The sequence below is a fragment of the uncultured Ellagibacter sp. genome, assembly GCF_934617235.1.
In the GTDB taxonomy this organism is placed as follows: domain Bacteria; phylum Actinomycetota; class Coriobacteriia; order Coriobacteriales; family Eggerthellaceae; genus Ellagibacter.
This window is the reverse complement of record NZ_CAKTTZ010000019.1, coordinates 1-22,153: the sequence shown is the minus strand read 5'-3', so window position 1 is coordinate 22,153 and position 22,153 is coordinate 1. Positions and strand designations below refer to the sequence as shown.

The 22,153-nt window shown below is 61.2% G+C and carries 16 protein-coding genes and 2 tRNA genes; 17 read left to right on the top strand and 1 reads right to left on the bottom strand.

The genetic code is table 11. From position 1 onward, the window contains the following. Positions 1-5: 5 nt before the first annotated feature. From Q0G85_RS05145 to Q0G85_RS05070, 16 genes are all read left to right on the top strand, one after another. Positions 6-1,370, top strand: a complete 1,365-nt coding sequence (locus tag Q0G85_RS05145; RefSeq protein WP_297155368.1) for a tetratricopeptide repeat protein — start codon at positions 6-8, stop codon at positions 1,368-1,370. A 60-nt stretch (positions 1,371-1,430) separates the two neighbouring features. Beyond that, positions 1,431-1,838: a nucleoside-diphosphate kinase gene (gene ndk / locus Q0G85_RS05140; RefSeq protein WP_158049925.1), complete on the top strand. Its 408-nt coding sequence runs from the start codon at positions 1,431-1,433 to the stop codon at positions 1,836-1,838. Positions 1,839-2,163: 325 nt separating this feature from the next. Further along, the gene (locus Q0G85_RS05135; protein WP_297155365.1) at positions 2,164-3,201 is read left to right on the top strand and encodes a 4Fe-4S dicluster domain-containing protein; all 1,038 of its coding nucleotides are present in this window, start codon (positions 2,164-2,166) and stop codon (positions 3,199-3,201) included. Next, on the top strand, positions 3,191-4,102 hold the full coding sequence (locus Q0G85_RS05130) for an FAD/NAD(P)-binding protein (RefSeq protein WP_158049923.1): 912 nt from the start codon (positions 3,191-3,193) through the stop codon (positions 4,100-4,102). The genes Q0G85_RS05135 and Q0G85_RS05130 overlap by 11 nt, the downstream gene beginning before the upstream one ends. Position 4,103: 1 nt before the next feature. Next, the gene (locus Q0G85_RS05125) at positions 4,104-4,898 is read left to right on the top strand and encodes an NADH:ubiquinone oxidoreductase (RefSeq protein ID WP_297155362.1); all 795 of its coding nucleotides are present in this window, start codon (positions 4,104-4,106) and stop codon (positions 4,896-4,898) included. Between the two features lie 7 nt (positions 4,899-4,905). Then, positions 4,906-6,198 carry a Ni/Fe hydrogenase subunit alpha gene (locus Q0G85_RS05120; protein ID WP_297155360.1) on the top strand — a complete coding sequence of 431 codons (1,293 nt, stop codon included), beginning with the start codon at positions 4,906-4,908 and terminating at the stop codon, positions 6,196-6,198. Positions 6,199-6,610: 412 nt separating this feature from the next. Further along, positions 6,611-8,251, top strand: a complete 1,641-nt coding sequence (locus tag Q0G85_RS05115; protein WP_297155358.1) for a right-handed parallel beta-helix repeat-containing protein — start codon at positions 6,611-6,613, stop codon at positions 8,249-8,251. A 155-nt stretch (positions 8,252-8,406) separates the two neighbouring features. Then, the gene (locus Q0G85_RS05110; RefSeq protein ID WP_296058523.1) at positions 8,407-9,462 is read left to right on the top strand and encodes a rod shape-determining protein; all 1,056 of its coding nucleotides are present in this window, start codon (positions 8,407-8,409) and stop codon (positions 9,460-9,462) included. Between the two features lie 16 nt (positions 9,463-9,478). Next, positions 9,479-10,390 (top strand): rod shape-determining protein MreC, encoded by a 912-nt coding sequence (gene mreC / locus Q0G85_RS05105; protein ID WP_297155356.1) that lies wholly within the window; start codon positions 9,479-9,481, stop codon positions 10,388-10,390. Continuing rightward, complete coding sequence (gene mreD / locus Q0G85_RS05100) at positions 10,390-10,914, top strand: rod shape-determining protein MreD (protein ID WP_297155354.1); 525 nt, start codon at positions 10,390-10,392, stop codon at positions 10,912-10,914. Before mreC ends, mreD begins: the two co-directional genes overlap by 1 nt. A 9-nt stretch (positions 10,915-10,923) precedes the next feature. Beyond that, complete coding sequence (gene mrdA / locus Q0G85_RS05095; protein ID WP_297155352.1) at positions 10,924-13,101, top strand: penicillin-binding protein 2; 2,178 nt, start codon at positions 10,924-10,926, stop codon at positions 13,099-13,101. 19 nt (positions 13,102-13,120) lie between these two features. After that, positions 13,121-14,341: a rod shape-determining protein RodA gene (gene rodA / locus Q0G85_RS05090; RefSeq protein ID WP_297155351.1), complete on the top strand. Its 1,221-nt coding sequence runs from the start codon at positions 13,121-13,123 to the stop codon at positions 14,339-14,341. Then, the gene (locus tag Q0G85_RS05085; RefSeq protein ID WP_297155348.1) at positions 14,338-15,483 is read left to right on the top strand and encodes a hypothetical protein; all 1,146 of its coding nucleotides are present in this window, start codon (positions 14,338-14,340) and stop codon (positions 15,481-15,483) included. Before rodA ends, Q0G85_RS05085 begins: the two co-directional genes overlap by 4 nt. Before the next feature lie 48 nt (positions 15,484-15,531). Then, the gene (locus tag Q0G85_RS05080) at positions 15,532-17,643 is read left to right on the top strand and encodes a TIGR03960 family B12-binding radical SAM protein (RefSeq protein WP_297155346.1); all 2,112 of its coding nucleotides are present in this window, start codon (positions 15,532-15,534) and stop codon (positions 17,641-17,643) included. Further along, complete coding sequence (locus Q0G85_RS05075) at positions 17,640-18,377, top strand: TIGR03936 family radical SAM-associated protein (protein WP_297155344.1); 738 nt, start codon at positions 17,640-17,642, stop codon at positions 18,375-18,377. The genes Q0G85_RS05080 and Q0G85_RS05075 overlap by 4 nt, the downstream gene beginning before the upstream one ends. Before the next feature lie 225 nt (positions 18,378-18,602). After that, positions 18,603-18,676: transfer RNA gene (locus Q0G85_RS05070), tRNA-Gly, on the top strand. Between the two features lie 1,261 nt (positions 18,677-19,937). On the opposite strand, the gene Q0G85_RS05065 is transcribed toward Q0G85_RS05070, so the two are convergent. Continuing rightward, a complete protein-coding gene (locus Q0G85_RS05065) occupies positions 19,938-21,386 on the bottom strand; it encodes a vWA domain-containing protein (RefSeq protein WP_297155343.1) in 1,449 nt (482 codons plus the stop codon). Positions 21,387-22,077: 691 nt separating this feature from the next. Here Q0G85_RS05065 and Q0G85_RS05060 point away from each other — a divergent pair. Continuing rightward, a tRNA-Pro gene (locus Q0G85_RS05060) sits at positions 22,078-22,151 on the top strand. The last annotated feature ends 2 nt before the right edge of the window (positions 22,152-22,153 follow it).

The window sequence follows — 22,153 nt, the reverse complement described above, 5'->3', positions numbered from 1 at the left end:
ACCAGATGAACAACGAGCTTTTCAATAAAGCGCAATCGCTCTACGACGCAAAGGATTTCCAAGGCGCGCTCATGGCGTTCACGCAGTGTCTGCAGGACGCGATGATGCCGCCTGCGCCTGGTGAGACGGGGCGTTTGTATCACCAGATCGGTAATTGCCTGATCAAGCTGAAGGACGCCAACGAGGCTATCCAGGCATACACGCAGGCAGTGGCCGATGCGGACTACGACATGAAGGGTGCGGTCGACTGCAACCTCGGCATGGCGTACGCGTCGCTCCACGACTACGACAACGCGGTGCACTATTTCGAGGCCGCGGTGGCCGACGAGGGGTACGACGCGCGCTACAAGGCCTACATCGGCATGGGCAATGCGTACATGAAGGTGGGAAAGACCGCCGAGGCGGGCGTCGCATTTCGCGAGGCTGCGCTTGACGAGGGTAATCCCGACCCCACGAAGGCCCTGCTCAACCTGGGCGTTTGCTTTATGGCCCTCAACAGGCCGGCGGATGCGGTCGCGTCCTACGAGAGCGCCTTCCAATTCGACATGCCCCAGGCGATGAAGAACAAGCTCAACGCGAATCTGGGCCAGGCCTACGTCGCATGCGGCGACATGGCGAAGGCCGTCACCGCGTTCGAATCGGCCATTGCCGACAAGACGTACTATCTCTCCGATTCCGCGAGCGTCGACTACCAGCGCGCGGTGGGAGCCGTGGCTCAGGGCACGTCTTCCCAGCCCACGCAGGTCCTCGCGCCTGTCGATATGTCGGGGTTCGACGTTGCCGCCGACGGCACGGCGGTCTATCCCGAGGCCGAGAGCTATCCTGCCGACGCAGCTTCTCAGGACCCGTACTACTACGACGAGGGCCCCATGCAAGGCGCGCCGGGCTATCCGGAAGCCTACGCCGATGGTAACGACGACCGCTTCTTCACTGCGAGCGACGAAGAGCTCGAGCAGTGGTCGCGCGGCATCGCCAAGCAGGAGCGCAAGCGCAGAAACGTCGGCCTCAAGATCGTGGTGGCCATCATCATCGTGATTATCCTCGCATTTGGCGCCGCCGTGTTCGCCTACACTCAGGGCTATGGCTTCCCGACGCAGGAAAGCGTCGCGAAGGAGCTGCTCGCGAACCCGTCCGGCTCCAAGGACCTGTTCTCGAAGGACGTTGAGGACGTCGATGCGCTTACGGGTCCGATCGTGGCCGACTCCTCGGCGGAAGTGCTCGGCGTCGACAAGTCGATGAGCAACTCGACGGTTTACGTGAAGGCGACCACCGAGCAGGGTGGGGAAGTGCAGTACAAGATCTCGATGGTTCGCAACCTCATCGGTTGGGAGATCTCGAACGTCGAGCTTTATTTCCCCAGCCAAAACTAACTATTTCGCGTGCCTTGGGCGCGTGGGAATAAAACGTACCGAACAAGAAAGGTTACAAGCATGGCAATCGAGAAGACCTACAACATGATCAAGCCCGACGGTGTGCGCAACGGCCACATCGGCGAGATCATCTCCCGCATCGAGCGCGTCGGCCTGACCATCGAGCGCATGGAGCTCGGCATGGTGACGCTTGAAGAGGCGGAGGCGAACTACGGCGAGCACAAGGGCAAGCCGTTCTACGAGGGTCTTATCTCCTACATCACGTCTGGCCCGGTTGTGAAGATGGTCGTTTCCGGTGAGAACGCTGTGGCCACCATGCGCAAGCTCATGGGCGCCACCAACTGCGCCGATGCTGCTCCTGGCACCATCCGCGGCGACTTCGGCCTGACTGTTGATGAGAACGTGATCCATGGCTCTGACTCCGTCGAGTCCGCTGAGCGCGAGATCAAGGTGTTCTTCGGCGCATAAGTCATGATCGAGCGCGCCCTCGGGCGTATGCGATCGATTGAGCGCCCTCGGGCGTATCCTGGCGCTTCTAGCGCATCCGAAAGCCGGCAAGCCTCAAAGGCCTGCCGGCTTTCTTGCGTTTCCGAGGGGCGTGCGAGCGAACGCGCGCCGCGCTGTAGGACGCGGGCTGTGGGCTGAGATGTGGGAAACCTCGCAGGCGCGAAACCCCATCCGTCCCAAGTCGGGCAAACGTGCCACTGGTCGATATGTTACTCTCGCGGTGCGCTTGTCGGAGTAGCATGATACGCGCACGAAGTAATCCCAGACGAGATAAGGATGCGTGCGTATGCTCTATCGAGTTATCGATGCGAGCGAGCTTCCCTCGCTTGTGTCGGCCTTCTTAGAAACCTACGAGGTAATCGCCCCTGTCGAGAGCGGCATGAGCCATGCGTACTCGACGGTTGAGTCGTTCGAGGAAATTGCGCTCGATTACACGACTACCATCACCCCGCTGAAGAAGCTCTTCCTGCCGGTGCGCGAGACGCTTCTCACCTTCGACACCGAGGCCAACGACGTCACCGAGTATTCGGAACCCGTCGTGCCGCGCGTCGTGTTCGGCGCCCATGCGTGCGATATCAACGCGCTCAACAGCCTTGACCTGGTGTTTCGCGATGGACCGTACCCCGATCCGTACTACACGGCACGCCGCAACGCCACGCTTATCGTGGGCATCAGCTGCATGCCGACCGACACGTGCTTTTGCCACTTGTGGGGCTCGGATGAGGCGCGCTTCGGTTACGACCTCTTCCTGCAGGATATCGGCGGGAAATACCTGGTGAGCATTTCGAGCGTTGAGGCAGCTAACATTTTGGAAGCGGCGTGCTCTCCCCGCGAGGCGACCGACGAGGAACGAGCGGAGTTCCGCCACGTCACGCGTCGTCGTCAGGAAGCTTTCAACAAAGAAATCCCCGACATCCAAGAAGTCGCCATGCTGATGGACGCTTTCCACTCCGACCCCTTCTGGGAGGAACTCGGCGGACGCTGCCTGTCGTGCACCGCATGCGCGGCGGCGTGCCCGACGTGCTACTGCTTCGATATCCGCGACGTGCGCACCCCCGACGGCAAGCACGGCTCGCGCGAGCGCGTGTGGGACTGCTGCACGAATCCGCAGTTTGCCGTCGTGGCGGGCGGGCACAACTTCCGACCTGACGGGCGCAACCGCGTGCGCCATCGCATGTATCACAAGCTCAACGGCTTTCTGGCCACGCACGACCGCATGTTGTGCGTGGGGTGCGGACGTTGTGTGCGCGCCTGCAAGGCCAATATCAATCCCATTGAGGTGCTGAAGTTCTTCGAGCGAAAGGGGGCGGACGATGCCGAATAACGTTGCAGCCTCCGCAATCGAGGTGCATCCCTTCCATGACGCTGGGTCTCCGATGACCGGCGCCGAGCGTATGGCCGCGAACCCGTATCGCCCGTGGCCGGCGCGCATCACGTCGATCACCGAGCTTACCGCGACTGAGAAGCTCTTCGAGTTTCGCCTGGTCGACGAATGCATCCGCAACGCGTTTCACCATGAGCCCGGCCAGTTCGTCGAGCTTTCCATCTTCGGCGTAGGCGAGGCGCCGATCTCCATCTCGTCCTCGCCGTCGAAGAGCGGCTTCATCGAGTTGTGCGTGCGCCGCGCGGGCCGCTTCACTGAGGCGCTCCACAAGATGCAGTGCGGCGACATCGTGGGCATCCGCGGGCCTTTCGGGCGCGGCTTTCCCTTCGAGAAGATGCGCGGCCACGACATCCTGCTCGTGGCGGGCGGCCTTGGCATCGCACCGCTTCGCAGCCTTATCAACAACATCCACGACGAGCGCTCCGATTTTGGTAAGGTTACTATCATCTACGGCAGCAAGACGCCGCAGGAAGTGATGTTCCGCAACCAGTTCGAGATGTGGCGCCATCGCAAGGATTTCGACCTCTACCTTACCGTCGATCATGCCGACGAGACATGGGACGGCGAGGAGGGCCTGGTCACCAAGCCGTTCGAACATCTCGAGATCAACCCCGACACTACGTTCGGCGCGCTGTGCGGGCCTCCGGTGATGTATCGGTTCGTTGTGCAGGAGATGCGCAAGAAGGGTATTTCCTACGACCATATCTACATGAGCTTCGAGCGACACATGAAATGCGGCATGGGTAAGTGCGGCCATTGCCAAATCGGGCACCAGTACTGTTGTATCGACGGGCCCGTGTTCAATTACTGGGAAGCCAAGAACATCCAGGGGTCGATGTAGCATGAGCAATCTTGAATTCGAGCGCGAGCGCCCGGCTGCTCCGCGCGTCGTTGTGGTGGGCTTGGCGAGCTGCTTCGGCTGCCAGCTCCAGGTCACCAACGCCGAGCCCTACCTGCTCGACGTGCTGGGCCAGATCGACCTGCGCTATTGGCAGCTGGCATCGAGCGATCCTATGCCCGAGGAATTCGACGTGGCGGTGATCGAGGGCGCGGCGACGACCGCCGAGGCCATTGAGACCCTCAAAGCTGTGCGCAAGAAGGCGAGCGCGGTGATTGCCATAGGAGCATGCGCCACGACGGCGGGCATCCCCGGCATGGCGGCGGGCAATCTGGAAGCGGGCGCTGCCGCCGTCTACGGCGAGGACGGCGCGCCCGAGGCGTGCGGCGAGCTTATCGACCCCGCGCCCATCTCGGCATACATCGATGTCGACTTCGAGGTGCTCTGCTGCCCGATCGACACCTTCGCCTTCATTGACGTGCTGCAACGCGCGATTTACGGCTCGAACCGCCTGCCTCAGACGGCGACGCTGTGCGGCGAGTGCAAGCACAACGACCGCGGGTGCTTCTTCGGCCGCGGCGTTTTGTGCCTGGGGCTCGTCACGCGCTGCGGGTGCGGTGCGCGCTGCACGTCGCTCGGCCGTCCCTGCAACGGCTGCGCGGGGCTTTCTCCCGATGCGAACGTGGCTGCCGCGCGGGCGGTGTGCGCCGAGTCGGGCGTGAGCGTTACGGCTTTTGACGAGGCCCTTCAGATGTTCAATTACGTGAACCCCGCCCTTTCCGAGGCGAGCGAGGAGTAGACGCAAGATGAGATGTTCGATCAACGTTGACCATATCGCGCGTATCGAGGGCCACGGCAATGTCCACCTCACGATCGAGGACGGCGCGGTTGCAACCTGCGAAATGAACGTCGTGGAGCCGGCGCGCCTGTTCGAGAGCATGGTGCGCGGCCGCACGTTCCCCGAGATCCCCTACATCGCCTCGCGCATCTGCGGCATCTGCTCGGCGAGCCACGTGGTCACCGACCTTCTGGCGATCGAGCGCGTCTTCGGCGTCGAGGTGAGCGATCGCACGCATGCCTTGCGCGAGCTTTTGATCTACGGGTCGTACCTGCAGAACCACGCAACGCACCTGTTCGTGTTCGCGGCGCCCGACTTCACGGGGCACGCGAGCGTGTTTCCCCTGGCCACCGAGGCGCCCGAGCTGTTCAACCAGGCGCTTGCCCTGAAGGCGCTCGGCAACGAGCTCTGCACGAAGGTTGGCGGGCGTTCCGTCCACCCGATTACGGCGGTCGTGGGCGGCTTCACGAACGAGATCTCGCGTGACGAATACCTGGCGCTTGCCGAGAAGATGGAGGCGATGCTGCCATTCGCCGAGCAGACGGTCGACCTGTTCAACAGCTTCCCCATCCCCGACATCGAGACGGCGGGCGACATGCTCGCCATGGTGCAGGAAGGCTACTACCCGGTGTGCACCTCGCGCGACGCGCGGTTCGTGGTCACGGGGGAGACCTTCGACGCCGACGACCACGAAGCCCGTGTCGAGGAATACGCCGTGCCGCATTCGGGCGCACTCTTCGCTCGTTCGCGTCTGTCCCAAAAGCCGTACATGACGGCGTCGCTCGCGCGCATCAACGCGTCGTGGGGCCAGCTTGGCCAGCGCGCGCGACTGGCTGCTGCGAAGGCGGGGCTTCGTCCGCCGGAGCGCAATCCCTTCCGCAACAACGTTGCGCAGGCCGTCGAGCTCGTCGATGCGCTCGACCGCTGTGCGCGCATCGCACGTAGGCTCGCCGAGGGCGACAACGGCTTTGCGGGCTCGAGCGCGCCTGCGCCCTTCGAAGTGCGTGCCGGTCGCGCGACCGGGTTTACCGAGGCTCCGCGAGGCGTGCTCTTCCACGACCTGGTACTCGACGAGGAAGGCCGCGTGAAGCATGCGTCGATCCTCACGCCCACGGCGCAAAACGTCGCGAACCTCGAAGGCGATATGCGCGTTCTCGCTGAGAAGATGGTGGCGGAAGGCGCCGCCGAGGCCGATATCCGCCTGCGGGTGGAAGAGCTCGTGCGAGCCTACGACCCCTGCCTCTCCTGCAGCGTGCACTAGGGTATGCCAAAGAAGCGGCAACTCCAGGGACTCCCTCGGAAAGCATGCGAATGGCAATGGGTAATCGCGTCCTTCTCATCTTCGGCAAGCCGAGCAGATGGGAAGGGCGCTTTGGGTTTGTCACTCGCTCCGAGGCACTTCTCAAGCGCAGATGGGTTGATCTAGCAGTTGCTGCCGCACACCCTTTCGCCGACGGGTGCGCATCGTTTGAGGCTGAGCGATTTAGTGATACTATTAGTTGTATGTTTGTCTAACATCGAGGGCAAGTTTTATTTCGCTAGCGAAATAAACGAGCTCTGCGGTGGGCTGCGGATTTGCTTCGGGAAAAGATGGAAGAAAGGAGATTGTTGGTTATGGCGAGCAGGAATATTCAAAAGACGGGGGGGGGTGGCTCTTCTCTGCGATTCTCTCGATGACGTTGGTCTTCGGGCTTCTGCCGAGCATTGCGGCTGCTGAGACGAACACCGCCGACGCGAACGCGACGGATGCCGATTCGACCGATGCTTCCCTCAACATCGAGAGCGCCCCGAGAGATGTCGAAGCATCGTTCGGCGAAATCGTGAATATCCGCACAAGCAAGGTCTACACCGATCTTGCTCTCGCCGCGGCCGAGGCGCAAAGCGGCGACAGGCTCAAGCTTGGCGAGGGCAACTACACCCTCTACAAAGTGGCTTCCGAGGGCCACACCAAGGGCAAAGACCTCACCTTTGAAGGCTCCGGCACCGATAAGACAAGCTGGAACGTCGGTGCAGAGGTGCCCGATCCTACCTATTTCGGCACCGAGTACAATGGCGACTATTCCTTCGACGGCGCCGGTACCGTGACGTTCAAGAACATGACGCTTCGTTCCGGCAGCGCCAACTATCTCGGCTTCATTCGCGCCGACAACACCGTGGTCGACGGTTGCGTCGTCGACGGCAAAACCTTCTACTGGGGTTACCAGAGCGCCACATTCACGGACACGACGTTTAACGCCCCTAGCGGCGACTATGCGATTTGGACCTACAGCTCGCCGATTATGACGTTCAATGGCTGCACGTTCAACGCGAGCGGCAAGGTCATCAATGTCTACACCGATGCCGGCGCGGGCAAAAACAACATCACTGTGAACGTGAACAATTGCACGTTCAATTCGAGCTCGTTTTTGGGCTTCTACAAGCAGGCGCTGAACATTAACGACTCTAATATGGGCGACTACAAGTACGTCATAAACTTCACTGGAAATAATATGGTCACGGCCGAGCGCGACAAAGCCACGTGCACTCAATTATTCGGTTTCGGCGGCAAGTCGGGCAACAACACCGGGCGCAGCGACGTGTCCATCGGCGGTAAACTCGTGTACTCTGGTGGCAAGATGCTTTCCCACGATTACACCGATGGCGAGCATGAGGACAACTTCGTCGATCAAAACGACTACGTATGGGAGCAGAAGGCCGATGGCTGGTACTGCACCGGTCACGCCAAGTGCGGCTACTGCGGCTGGCCGCTCGAGGAGACCGTGAAAGCTGAGCTCACGACCGAGACCAGCTGCACCGAGAACGGCAAGGCCATCTACACTGCCAACTTCCAGCACAAGTGCTTCGCGCCCCAGACAAGGTCCGACGACCTCGATCCGCTTGGCCACGACTGGGCCGCGCCTGTGTATACGTGGGCCAAGCAGGGAGACGACTGGTATTGCACCGCCGAGCGCGTCTGCAATCGCGACGCCAGCCACATCGAGAAGGAGACCGTGAAAGCATCTTATAAGGTGACTGTCCCCGCCACTACCGAAAAAGAAGGCGAGGGCACCTATACCGCCGTCTTCGAGAACCAAGCGTTCGAGACGCAGGTTAAAACCGAGCCGATCGCGAAACTTTCGGTAACGCCGAGCGATTCCGGCAACCCTTCCGACCCCGCCGATTCCGACAATCCCTCCAAGAGCCCAGATACCGCGCAATCCCAGCTAGACAAGACGGGGGATGCAACCCTTGTTGTTCTGCCTGCGGTTGCGGCGATTGCGGCCGGTTCTGTGCTCTGCATCGGCTTTGCCGCTCGACGTCGTAAGAGCTGCTAAGGCAATCGCAATTCGATTGATGGCGACCTAAGGGCCGTGCGGGAATGCTCTCGTACGGCCCTTGTGCCCCTCATGGATTTTCAATCAGGTGAAACGCCGTGTGATAAAATCAGTCGTTACTTGAAACAACTGTGACCTCAAGGGGTTTTGCTTTTATGTCGTTTATGGATTGGTTCTCGAATCTTACGGGCCAGATGGGCACCGACATGGCCATCGACCTTGGAACCGCGAACACGCTCGTTGCGATGACGGGCGAGGGCATCGTCATCAACGAGCCCTCGGTCGTCGCCATCGAGAAGAGCACTCATCGCGTTCTCGCCGTCGGCCACGAGGCGAAGAACATGATCAACCATACGCCCGAGGCGTTCTCCGCCGAGCATCCGCTCAAAGACGGCGTCATCGCCGACTACGACGTGACGGAGGCCATGCTCTCGGCGTTCATCAACAAGGCGGCGGTCCGCAAGTACCCGTGGCAGGCCAAGCCGCGCATCGTCATCTGCATTCCCTGCGGTGCCACGTCCGTCGAGAAGCGTGCCGTCTTCGAAGCCGCCATCCAGGCGGGTGCGCGTCAGGCGTACCTTATCGAAGAGCCGATGGCAGCGGCGATGGGCGCCGATCTGCCCGTTACCGAGCCGACGGGCTCCATGGTGGTCGACATCGGCGGCGGCACCACCGAGGTGGCCGTCATCTCCTTGGGCGGCATCGTGACGTCTTCGAGCCTTCGCCTTGCGGGCAACCGCATGGACGAAACCATCGCCATGCACCTGCGCGATCTGCTCGGCATCAAGATCGGCGAGCGCACGGCCGAGGTCATCAAGATCAAGATCGGCTCCATCCTGCCCTTCGAGGACGGGCGCGAGCGCGACATGATCATCTCCGGCCAGGACGTACTCACTGAGCAGCCGAAGGAAGTCACCATCCAGTCCGAAGACGTGCGCCAGGCACTTCAGGCGCCGTGCGAGGAAATGGTCATCCACATCAAGGAAACGTTTAAGAAGACGAACCCCGACTTGGCTTCCGACATCATCCAGAACGGCATCTTGCTCACGGGCGGCGGCGGTCTGCTCTCCGGCCTCGACCGTTATCTGTCCGACAAGCTCGAGATTCCCGTGTGGGTGAGCGAGACGGCGCTGACCAACGTCGTTACGGGCTGCCTGAAGGTGCTCGAGACGCCCACGGCGCTCAAGCAGACGCTCATGCGCTCGAAATAGGTGCTGAACAGCTTTTATGTCGCTTAATTTCCAAAACAGAAACGGAGCATCCGCCAATCGGGTGCTCCTTATCGTTCTGCTCGTCGTCTCCCTTGTAATGACGACGGTGTATTCGCGCGAAGGGGAGTCGGGGCCTTTGCACACGCTGCAGGGAGCCGTAAGCTCGATCGTCGCGCCCTTGAAGTTCGTCGGCGCGTCCGCTTCCTCGGGCGTGAGCGATGCCCAGGATGCGCTCACCGACGCCTCCGCAGATGACGCGACGCTCACGCAGCTGCGCGAGCAGAACGCCGAGCTGCGCGAGCTCGTCGCCCAGACCGAGGAATACCGCCAGGAGGTCGAGCGCCTCGAGGGACTTCTCAATCTTAAGGAAAGCTCAGGTGCCGAAGGAATCGGCGGCCGCATCATCGGGCGCAACACCGACGCGTGGAACCAGACCGTCACCATCGACGTGGGAACCTCCTCCGGCGTGACGACCGGCCTTACCGTCATGGGGCCGAACGGTGTGATTGGACAGGTGGTTTCGGCGCAGGCGAATTCGTCGACTGTGCGCCTTTTGAGCGACCCGCGATCGGGTGCGGCGGCGCTTATCCAGTCGAGTCGTGCGGAAGGCGTGGTCAGAGGCTCGCTCGACGGCTTGCTCTACCTTGAGAACATCGATTCCGACGTGCAGGTCTCGGTGGGCGATGTCGTGCTCACGTCGGGTTTGGGCGGAAGCTATACCCGCGGGCTGCTCATCGGCACCGTCGTGAAGGTCGAAGGCGCGCAAAACGACGCGAGCCGCCGCATCGTCGTTTCCCCCAACGATGCCGCGACGTCGCTTGAAGAGGTCTTCGTCGTCACGAGCGCTTCCGAAAGCTCGTCGGATTCCTCGTCTTCGTCCTCTTCTTCGCAATCGAAATCGTCGTCGACCACGGGAGGTGCGCAGTAATGAACGAACCGATCACCGTCGTGCCCCGTGTCATCGGCGCGATCATCGCCGTGCTGCTCCAGATTGCGCTTGCTCCGAACATCGCGCTTTTCGGTGTGGTCCCTAACTTCATCATGGCCTACGTGCTCATCGTGTCCATCGTCTGCCCCGATCAGTCGGGCCCTGTGTTCGCGTTCGTTTTGGGCCTGCTGTTCGACCTTCTGGGCACGGGACCGGTGGGCGCGATGGCGTTTCTGCTCACCGGTGTGTCGTTTCTCGCGAAGCGCATCTTCATGCTGGTGAACAACGACACGCTCTTCATGCCGCTGTTGCTGGCTGCCATATCGACGCTCGTTATCGAGCTTTTCTACGCCGCATTCATGATGGCCTTCGGCGCGGGCGTAAGTGCGCTCGACGCGTTCGTTTTCCGCGCGCTGCCGGGCACCGTCTACAACTTCCTTGCGGCGCTTATCTTCTACCCGATCGTCGTGCGTTTCCTGGCACAGCCGATTCAGCAGCAGCCTGGAACGCCGCATCTTCGCTAGGGGGCCCGCATGCTGGTAGCCATCATCGCAGCAGTGGTCGCGGCGCTCGTTGCGGCTGCTATCATCGTTGTCGTGCTCTCCGTGCGCAACCGCACGAAGACCCCTTACGCGAACAGCGGGAAGAAAGAGGTACAGCAGCTCTCGACCGTCGGCGTCGGCTCGGGCGGGGGCATCGCTCGCGGCAAGCACACCTCGACCCGGCCTGAATCCGACGTGCAGGTGGGAAGCGGGCATGCCAATTCGAAGAAGCCCGCCGACAGCTTGAAGGGCCGCTTTACGGGCGTCGGCATCTTCTCGGCCGCCGTCTTCGGCACCTTGGCTGCGAAGCTGTGGAGCATGCAGATCCTCTCGAGCGAGGATTACGCGAACAAGGCCGCGAGCAACCTCTACACCACGGTGTCGACCCCGGCGCCGCGCGGCTACATCTACGACGCCGACGGCATCGCGCTCGTGAAGAACCGCTCGAGCCAGACCGTCCTCGCCGATGCGGACGTGGTTGACGACCACGACGTCGTCGCACGGCTTTCGGCCGTCCTCGGCATTCCCCAGGCGATTGTTCGCCAGCGCATCCAGTCGACCACGGCGGGCGCTCAGAGCCAGCGCGTCGTGGCAAGCGATGTCCGCCTGCGCGATGTCGCCTTCATCGCCGAGCACTCCGACGCTTTCTCGGGCGTGACGGTGGAGACGCGCACGGTGCGCGATTACCCCTTCGGCGCCTTGTGCGCCCACGCTTTGGGCTACACGGGCACGCCGAGCGAGGACCAGGTTTCGGACGCGCCGTCGAACCGCGATATCCAATTGACTGATGACGTGGGCAAATCGGGTATCGAGAGCGCGTACGACAACCTGCTTGCGGGCGATCACGGGCAGCGTGTCGTCACCGTCGACGCGCAAGGCAACGTCGTTGACGTGGTGAGCGAGACCAAGGCAACCCGCGGATCGGATGTGTACCTGACGATCAAAGGCTCGGTCCAGTACGCCGCCGACGAGGCGCTCGCAAGCCTTATCGCGCCTAGTGACGGCGTTATCGGTACGGGAAAGGGCGTCGGTGGCGCGGTCGTTGCCATGGACGTGCGCGACGGCAGCATCATCGCGCTGTCGAGCTATCCCACGTTCGACCCGACGAACTGGGTCGGCGGGTTGTCTACCGAGGCGAACAACGTCTACAACTCCGACTCCGCGCACGCGCCGCTGCAAAACCGCGTAACAGCGGGCCTCTATGCTGCCGCTTCCACCTTCAAGCCCTTCACCGGGCTTGCCGGCTTGGAATACGGCTTCGCGGAAGGCCGCTCGTGGGACTGCACGGGCAAGTGGGACGGCTTCAACACAGGATCGCCCCAGTGGTGCTGGTACCACAACGGCCACGGGTACCTCGATTTCCGTGGCGGCATCGTCAACTCATGCGACGTCGTATTCTACGAGATCGCGAAGAACTTCTTCTATGCGTCGAAAAGTCAGGGCGGTAATTTGTCCGATACTGCCATACAGGAGATGGTGCAGCGGTTCGACTTCGGGAAGAAAGCGGGCATCGATATCGGTGGTGAGGTCGAGGGCCTTGTGCCTACGCCCGAGTGGAAGGCGATCCGCTGGCGCAACGTCCCCGCGAACGCCACCTGGACGGGCGGCGACTACACCAACATGATCATCGGCCAGGGCGACGTGCAGGTCACGCCGATTCAGGTTGCGGTGGCCTACGGCGGCATTGCGACGGGTAAGATCATGAAGCCGCACCTGCTGAAGGAAGTGCGCAACGCCTCGGGACAGACGGTTGTCAGCTACGAGTCCGAAGTCGTCACCGAGCCCGACGTCGATCAGCGGTATCTCGAGATCGTGCGCGATGCGCTTCGCGGTGTGGTCACCGAGAACGAGGGCATCGCATCGCTTTTCGCCGAGTCGGGTATCAAGGCGGCGGGCAAGACCGGTACCGCGGAGCATACCGACAAGGGCGACGACGCGTGGTTTGTGTGCTATGCGCCCTACGACGATCCAAAGTACGTGGTCGCAACCGTTATCGAGCAGGGCGGCGGCGGCTCGGCTGTGGCGGCTCCCGTCGGCGCGAAGGTGATGGAAGCGGTCATGGCCGCCGATGCCGGCAACAACGACGCGTCCTCGATGGGCCGCATCGCAGGTTCGTCGGGCCGCCAGATCGAAGGCTTCAGCACTAAGAGCGCAAGCCGCTCCGACTAGGGAAGCGAGGTGGAATAGTATGGCATTGCCGCAGATAGATAGCTTGAAAACGCCCGATGCGTCGCTTTCTCGGGCAGCGAGCCCGCGCAGGGGGAGACTTTCCCTGGTCAATCTTCCCTTCGTTGCGATTATCGTGCTGCTCGTGGGGTACGGCCTGCTCGTGTGCTGGTCGTCCATCGAGGGGTCGACCGACATAAAATACAGCTTCACGCGCCAGCTCCTCTTCGCCGCAGTGGGCGCCGTTGTTATGATGCTCATGTGGCGGGTGGACTACCAGCGGTTCGCGAACGCAGTCATGCCGCTGTTCATCTTGAACATCGCGCTCATCTTGTCCCCGCATATCCCGGGGCTCGGCACCGACGCCGGCATGGGCGCACAATCGTGGTTGAAGCTCGGCATCCAGGTGCAGCCGGGCGAGTTTGCGAAGGTCACGATTATCCTCATGGACGCGGCTCTTGTGGCGCGTTACGGTGGACGACTCGATGACCTGCGGGAATACCTGAAAGTCGTCTTCTTCATACTGGTGCCGTTCTTGGCCATTATGACGCAGCCCGACTTAGGCACGGGGCTCGTGTATCTCGCCATCGGCGCAATGGCGCTTGTCGCGGGAGGCGCGCGTCCGAAGTACCTGCTCATCACGCTGGCGCTGGGAATCGCGGCCATTGCGGCGGTGTTTGCGATCGACCAGCTCATCTACAACTCCACGGGCGAGTACAAGTTGCTCAAGCAGTACCAGCGCAACCGCCTGCTCGTGTTCCTCGATCAAGACGGCTCGAATACGTCGTCGTCGGGCTATAACCTCCAGCAGGCGAAGATTGCTATCGGCTCGGGCGGGCTTTTTGGAAAAGGCCTGCTCAACGCTACGCAGTCGGGGCATGGCTTTCTACCCGAAGCGCAGACGGACTTCATCTTCTGCGTGCTTGCCGAGCAGTTCGGCTTCGTGGGGTCGATGGCCCTGCTCGCGCTCTATGCCGCGCTCATCTATGTGAGCATGCGCATCGCGCGCAACTCGAACGATTTATTCGGAACCTTGATAGTTATGTGCGTTGTCGGCATGTGGCTGTTCCAGATTTTGGAGAATATCGGCATGGATTGCGGGCTTATGCCCATCACGGGCATCCCTCTGCCGTTTGTGAGTTACGGTTCAACCGGCATGATCATGAGCTTCATGGCGTTAGGACTTATCGGCTCGGTGTGGCGCGGATCGAATATCGACAAGAAGAAAGAAGGGCGGCTATGAAACTCCCCATCGACCTTAAGGCGGTCATCGAGGCGGCGACCGACATCGAGAGAGCGCGCAACACGCCAGTGTCTGTGAGCGTGCTCATCGATGATTCGGCGCCTGGCGATGTGGCGGCGCATGTTCGCTCGGCTTTCGTTGGTGTAGGTGCGCACGCCCGCGTGACTATGGGATATTTCGCGGGTCCTGCTTTCTCGCCGTATGAAGGCGACGACATGGCGGTAATCGTCGCTGGCTTCTCCGAGGAGGTTGGCCGCCGAGCTGCCGAAATCCGCGCCGCGGGTGTTCCCGTGATGGTCGTGACGTCGATGCCGCGCCTTGTGGCCGACATGGCGAGCGCGTACGGCAATCCCATTCCCGAAGGCGATCTGGTTTCGCCTGAGTGCGTTGTGGAATATGAGGCGGAAGACGACGCCCCCTGCGTGAGCGCGGGAGGCGCGGGTGCGCATGTTAGCGTGTTCGCGGGCATACGTGCGAAGGGGTCTGCGGGCTCGGCGGCAGGCTCCGCGGGTTCGCCTGATGACTCTGATGCCCCGATCCCCATTGATGACGCCGCGGCCGATGCACTTGATCGCCGCATGGGCGAATGGGTTGTGGCGGCATGCCGCGAGAAGCGCCTCGCCCTCGCGCTGTCGTTCCCGTTCGTGCGCCGCCCGCTCTCGCTTGAGGCCGTGAGCGCAACGTCGCTTCAGAACGCAGGCATCGGCCTTGTGCTTTTCATCCCCGGCGCCGACATGCCGCTCATGACGCTCAATCAGGCGAAGATGCTGCTCCAGATCGCTGCCGCATACGGCGAGCCTATGAGCGCCGCGCGCGTGAAGGAGCTTGCCGCCATCGTTGCCGGTGGGTTTGCGTGCCGCAGCGTTGCTCGCCAGGTCGCGGGCGCGGTGCCTGCTATCGGCTGGGCCGTGAAGGCCGGCGTGGGTTATGCGGGCACGAAGGCGATGGGCCTTGCGGCCGTCGAGTACTTCGAGCGCGGCGGCAACATCGCAGGTCTTGCGGGCGTCGTTTCCACGGCGACGGCGAAGGCTACGCAGATTGCGGGCGATGTCGCGGCGACTCCTGCGGGGGCGCGTGTGCTCTCGACCGTGAAGACGGCGGTCCGTCAAGGCGCCGCGTCGGTTCTCAAGAAGACTGAATAAGGGCCGCACCTGCGGTTTCGCATATCGAAGCTATATCGAGGGGGATACATGATCGACTTGTGGCCGCGGCTGGAGCCGCTGCTTGCGCGCGTCGAGCGACCGGCGCGTTATCTCGACCACGAATGGGGAAGCGCGCACAAGGAAGGCGCGGACTTCAACTACTGCATGGTTTACCCGGACACCTACGAGCTCGGGCAACCGAATCAGGCGGTTCGCATCCTCGTGAATGCGGTGAACGCGACCGAGCATCTTGCGGCCGAGCGCGCCTTTCTGCCTGCGGTCGACCTGATCGACCTCATGCGCGACGAGGGCATTCCGATGTTCTCGCTCGAAAGCTGTGCTCCGCTTTCGGAGTTCGACGCCATCGGCATCACGCTGCCGCACGAGCTTGCGGCGACTAATGTTCTCGAAGTGCTCGACCTGTCGGGTCTTCCCCTGCGTGCAGTCGATCGCGCTCAGGATGACCCCATCGTGCTCGGCGGCGGGCCTTGCGTCTTCAATCCCGAGCCTTACGCGCCGTTTTTCGACGCGATGCTCATCGGCGAAGGCGAGGAATCGCTGCCCGAGGCGTTGCTGTGCGTGCGCGAGTGCCGTCGCGCGGGTGCGGCGCGCCAGGATATTCTGCGCGCGCTCGCTGCGCTTCCCGGGTGCTACGTTCCTTCGCTCTATCGTGTGCGGGAAGAGGAGGTGGCGCAGCGCGCGGGCTCATGGGTCGAGCCGCTTGAGCCGGGCGTTCCCGAGCATATTGAGAAGCGCCTGTTCGCGGGCTTTTCGGAAAGCTCTGGATGGGAGCCGTGCATCGTTCCCTATACCGAATGCGTGCACGATCGCCTTTCGGTCGAGGTCCTGCGCGGGTGCGCGCGCGGGTGCCGCTTCTGCCAGGCGGGCATGATGTATCGCCCGGTGCGCGAGCGCTCCGCCGACAACGTGGTATCCTCGGTGCTTGAGGGGCTTGCCGACACCGGCTACGACGAGGTGAGCCTGACCTCGCTTTCCTCGACCGATCATTCGCAGATCGCCGACATCCTTACCAAGCTGAATCACGCCTGCGACGGCAAGGGCGTGCGCATATCGCTGCCTTCCCAGCGCCTCGACTCGTTCGGCGTCGACATGGCGGGGCTTGTCGCGGGGCAGAAGAAGGGCGGCCTCACCTTCGCGCCTGAGGCAGGCACGCAGCGCCTGCGCGACGTGATCAACAAGAACGTGACGGAAGATGACTTGTTCGGGGCTATCGACGCCGCGTTTAAGGCGGGGTGGCGCCGCTGCAAGCTCTACTTCATGATCGGCCTGCCCACCGAGACCGACGACGATATCAAGGGGATCGCGAGCCTCGTGCAACGCGCTTACGATCGGGCGAAGGCTGCTGTACCGCCCGAGCATCGCGGCAACGTGCGGGTGAGCGCGTCGGTTGCGCTGTTCGTTCCCAAGTCCCAGACGCCTTTTCAGTGGGATGGCCAGATTCCGCCCGAGGAGGCGCTGCGCCGTGTGAACCTGCTGCGCAACAGCGTGAAGTATCGGGCGGTCGATATCCACTGGCACGATCCGGCGACGAGCTTCGTCGAGGCTGTCATGAGCCGCGGCGGGCGTCGGGCGGCCGACTGGGTGGAGGCTGCGTGGCGTCGCGGTGCGCGCTTCGACGCATGGACCGAGCTCTTCTTGGAAGATGCCTGGCGAAGGGCGGCGTCTGACGTGGGAATCGATCCTGCGGAAATCGCGCAGGCGCAGTGGGATACCTCGCGCGTCATGCCGTGGGCGCACATTTCCACGGGTGTGACCACGCGTTACCTAGCGCTCGAGCGCAAGCGCGCGACGGCGGAGACCACCACGCCCGACTGCACCTTCGAGAAGTGCACGGGTTGCGGCGCGTGCCAGGCGCTCGATTGCGACAACATGCTTGCCGGTGTCCGCGCGATGCCGAGTGCGCCTGTTGCTGCAGCCGGAGAGGCCGCGGCAGATGTGACGCCGAGTGAGGCTGCGGCGCTGGGCGAGGTGACAGCGAGCGGGACGTCAGGAGAAGCCGCGCCGGCTGCGGCTGAGGAGTCCGCGACGGCTGCGACGTCGGAGGCTGCCGAGGCGGCCAAGGTGTTGGGTGAAGAAAGTTCCGCGGAGGCGGCGAGTGCCGAGTGGTCGCTTTCTGCGTCCGAAGGAGGTGCGCGATGAGCGAGCCTCAGCAGGTATTTCGCCTTCGCTTGACGTTTGCCAAGCAGGGGCGCCTTGCGATGCTGTCGCATTTGGAAGTTGCCCGCGCGCTCGAGCGCACCGTGCGCCGTGCGGGCCTGCCCTACGCGGTGAGCCAGGGCTTCTCGCCCCATATGCTCATCGCCTTCGGCGCGGCGCTGCCCGTCGGTGTCGGAGGGACGCACGAGATCGCCGACGTCCGCCTGACGCACTACGTTTCCGCAGATAAGGCGCTTTCCGCCCTCCAGGACGCGAGCGTTGCCGACCTCATGGTGAAGGATTGCCGCTACATCGAGCCCAAGGCTGCTGCTGCTTCGGTCGCCTTCCCTGTAAGCACGTACCGCGCGCTCCTGTCGTGCACTCCGGCGGTGTTGCCGCTGCCTGACGAGATTCACGTTGTGCGCAAGAAGAAGGAGAAGGTACTGCATCCCGCCGAGTTCCTCGTGGGGAATTTCGAGCTTAAGGGTGCGGTGGCCACCTTCAAGCTGGAGGCGAAGCCAACGGGCAGCTTGCGGCCGGACTTGCTTCTGCGCGAGGCGGTCGACAATTACAACTTAGCTGCGTCGGGGGAGATTGTTCAAGGTGTGACCTGGGTGGAGAACGCGGTTGCCCCGGAGACGGTGATGGCGAAGAAGGCCGAGCACGGCTTGGATCTGCCCTGCTGCGACGATGATGTGCTTCGTATCCTGAGCATCATGCGCATCGCCCAAGAGTAGGGGAGCACAGCCGATCTGATGGATGAGGGGCAACCAGTACTGGCTGTCGATTTCGGGTGCAGCCAGCTCGGGTTGCCGGGCTGGCGTGCTCGACCTGATAGTTGATCCGGTTGCGCAAGGGGAAGAGCCTCCTTCACGATGGCCTTCTCTGTGGCTAATTGGAACTTCATGAAAAGTTTTGCCACGATGAGGAAACTTGCGGTACAATAGCTAACGCTGTAAATTGCGGGTGTGGTTCAATGGTAGAACTTCAGCCTTCCAAGCTGATAACGCGGGTTCGATTCCCGTCACCCGCTCCATGAAACACCAGGCCAGAGGCTCTAAGCTTCTGGCCTTTTGTTTTAGGACCAAGCGGGGATCAAGCACGGGATATATAGCGGGACCCGATGCGGGACCCAACCCGCTCCAAATCTGAGTGAATACAATCTATCCATTGTGACCGGGCGCCTCGTGCTCGTTACAGCCACGTCTTATTAGCGTAGAGTGATCAACGATCTGGCCTGCATCGTTCTTTCGGACACTCATGATAGGGGGCAATCTTTCTGTACGAGATTGACGAAATGTTATGAAGGAATGGTGAAGTTGTCCGTTAATTCGCCTTATCTGTCCCAAAAATGTCGCAATTGAAGCAAAATAATCCACAATATTACGCGATTTGTGGAGTCGTACGCAATTCCTTCGCAACAAAACGTCATTCTCGTACAGAAACTCCGATTCGACTTGGTGAATCGGAGCGATGAGGGCGTGGGAGCCAACTCGGGCGCCTAGCGGCGCCGAGTCGTTATCGGTAATAAGCTCAAACGCAAAACGCCAAGACCGTGGCAGCGCTCGACGAAAATCACAGGCGAGCAAAAGCTCTTCTCTGGTAAGTGTTCTGCATCCCTGAAAAAGCCACGCTAGGGGGATATCGGCTCAGTCGCGTTGGGGCGGGTGAGCTCGATGCCCTGCGTCGATCGTCCCGCTTGGCAACTCAGAACCGTCGGATTCGATGTTTGGCGGCTTGGCTAGCCACATGCGACCACTTCGAATCGAACATAAAAAGCAGCCCCGAAGGACGGCTTGGTCGATCTGCATAAAATGAAAGAAACAAACTATTTCTTCGCAGCTTTCTTCTCTTGAGTTTTCAGCTTTTGGATTTTTGCTTCGAAAGCTACTTTGCGCATCATCAGCTCATGTACTTCTTTGTCGCTCATATACTTGCCCGTGTTCTTCATATTCTCGCCTTCTTATGAAATGAAAGCTCTGAAGTTCGCTTTCGTCAGTTCGAAATCGTATCGTGCTCTAGCTGGTGGCATTTAATACACATTGAAGCCTATGAATTCGATTTAAACAGCCACTTCGCATCCTTCGTGACTGTCGACGACGCTGGTCGGCTCGTCTCGACTACTTATGACTTCCGGCATCGAAATGCCCCAATAGGCACGCATTCTCGGGGGCAAAACAATCGAGGCGAAGTCGCGTGTACAACTTCGCCTCGAGGTCAACTCTCAGTGCTCGCTTTCGGTATTTCCTGCTGCAGCGAACGTTTCGCGGGCAAACGGCTGTCCGCTCGAACGCCCCTTAATCGCGACGGCGCTTCAGGGCGGTGGCAATCACGCAGGCGCTTGCGCCGGCAGCGAGCAGGCATACCATGCCCATTACAAATGCCTCATCGCCGGTCTTCGCTAGAGTGCTCTTTGCACCCGGCTTGTCGGCGGTCGTTCCGCTGTCGGAAGGCTTGTCGGTAGCGCCGGGTTGCGGGGCCGGATCGGGCTTGGCAACCGTATAGTCGACGGTGGGAACAGGGAACTCGTAGGCCTTGCCAGCCACGCCATTGCCGTCGATCGGGTGGAGCACCGCGCTCTCGTTAACCTTAAGCGTGTGGGTGCCGGGCTCGGTGGGCTTATTCACCAGAAGCTCGCTGTATTCCAACACGACGGGCCTGCTCGGAGCGGCAGCCTCGTTCAGCGTGAGCGTGAGCTTCTCGTTTTCCCCAGCCTGGTACTTCAGGGTGAAGCGATACGTGCCGTCGCTCTTCTTGCCGAAGCCGTAGGTCGTGGTGTCAATCTTCACGGGAGCGAGCTTTTCGCCATTGGCGGTGAGGCTGATCTTGGCGGGGTCGTTGACGAAGTCGAAGTTGGCGCCGATGGTGTCCTCGACCGTCGAACCTGCGGCGATCTTGTCCACAAGCTTTGCTTTGAGCTTGTCAAAATCGGTGTTGAGCTCGCCGTTATTGGAGTTTCTGACGAGGTACTTCAGGAAGACCTGGCCATCAAAGTCGGCGGCGTTCTTGTAATAGACGTTCATGTCGTAGCCGGCATTGACCATCGACTGGAAAGTGTCATCCGTGCTCCAGAATGCGACGTCGATGTTGCACGGCGCGGTCACGTCAACGGGAATGGGGTTCGTGGTGCCGGTATTGGCTGCTAAAACGGTGTACTCGTAGTCGTACTGGGCCCAGTTCTTGTCGGAGCTCTCGTACTGATCGCGATAGTAGGCGAGGTACTCGGCGAGCTTCTCGGGGCTGGTCATGGCCTGCGAGAAGATGAAATTCGAGCCGTCGGAGAACTTCTTCCAGGCGTTGTCGGTGTGGTACTCACGGGACTGCCACTCCCAGATGCCGCCCATCATGTTTCTGCCGCCCTCAACGCTGCCAAACGACCTGGTGTACGGTTTGGTGAAGTCGCCGTCCTTGCAGTAGAGGTAGGTCGCGCCGTCGCTGATGAGAATCACGTGCTTGTTCTCGGCCTTAACGGCGGTGTCCGCGTCGAGAATGCTCTTGGCGGCAAGAAGACCGGCGTGCATGTTGGTGCCCGAACGCACGCTCGAGTTCATCGCGTTCAGGATGTCGTCGTAGCCCGTTGCCACGTCAGTCAGCGGCAGCTGCACGTTGCCCATCTTATTGAAGAGTACGACACCGACTTTGATGTTGAGGCCGTCGGCATTGGCCTTCTGGTTGATTTCTTCAAGGAATGCCTTGGCCTGCTTGAAGATGTCCGTCTGCGCGGAAGCGCCGGATTTGTCCAGCACGAACACGACGTCGGCGGGCTCTGCCTCGCGCTGACCTGGGAACGAGAGGGTGACCTTGGTTTCGAGGTTTTCGTCGAGCGCTGTCGCGGTCTTGACGTTCTGCGTTAGCGCTGCGGATTGATCCGTTGCCCCAACTACCTCGTCAGCAGTGGCTTGGGGGGGGGGTATTCACCGATACCCCAAACGTCAATGCTGCGACAGCGCAAACTGCCACGGTGCGTTTGAGCCCCTCTAGTAGCTTTCTTGGATATCTCATGGTGTCCGTCCCCCTTTTCTCCTGATGAGAATGCGCTTGCCAGAAAGTGCTCGCAATCTCATTCCGCTGGAAAGTTGCTGAGTGCAATTACTAACAGTGTGCTTAGTATAACCCGTCAAATGGTATTTAACGTGAAAAAGTGTGGTGCGTATTTGCGAATGGTTGCAATGACCTTGGTGAATCGGGTCGAAAGTGGCATTGGGCGTGCATATTTTGTTAGGAAACGATGCTCGTATGTCGGGCGCAGCAGGGAAGGGCCAGCGCGGTGGAGGAGGGCAAGGGGGCCGAAAGGGAAGGTCGGTCGAGGCGGGGAGGTGGGGCCACGGGGGAGGGCGGTCGCGGAAGGAAAGGGCAGGGGGTAAGAGTTGATCGCTCAAGAAAGTCTTTCCGGCGGATTTCGATTCTTCTGCTATAATCGATGCCGCTGTGTAGCGTCGGGATGTGGCGCAGTTTGGTAGCGCGCCTGCTTTGGGAGCAGGATGTCGCAGGTTCGAATCCTGTCATCCCGACC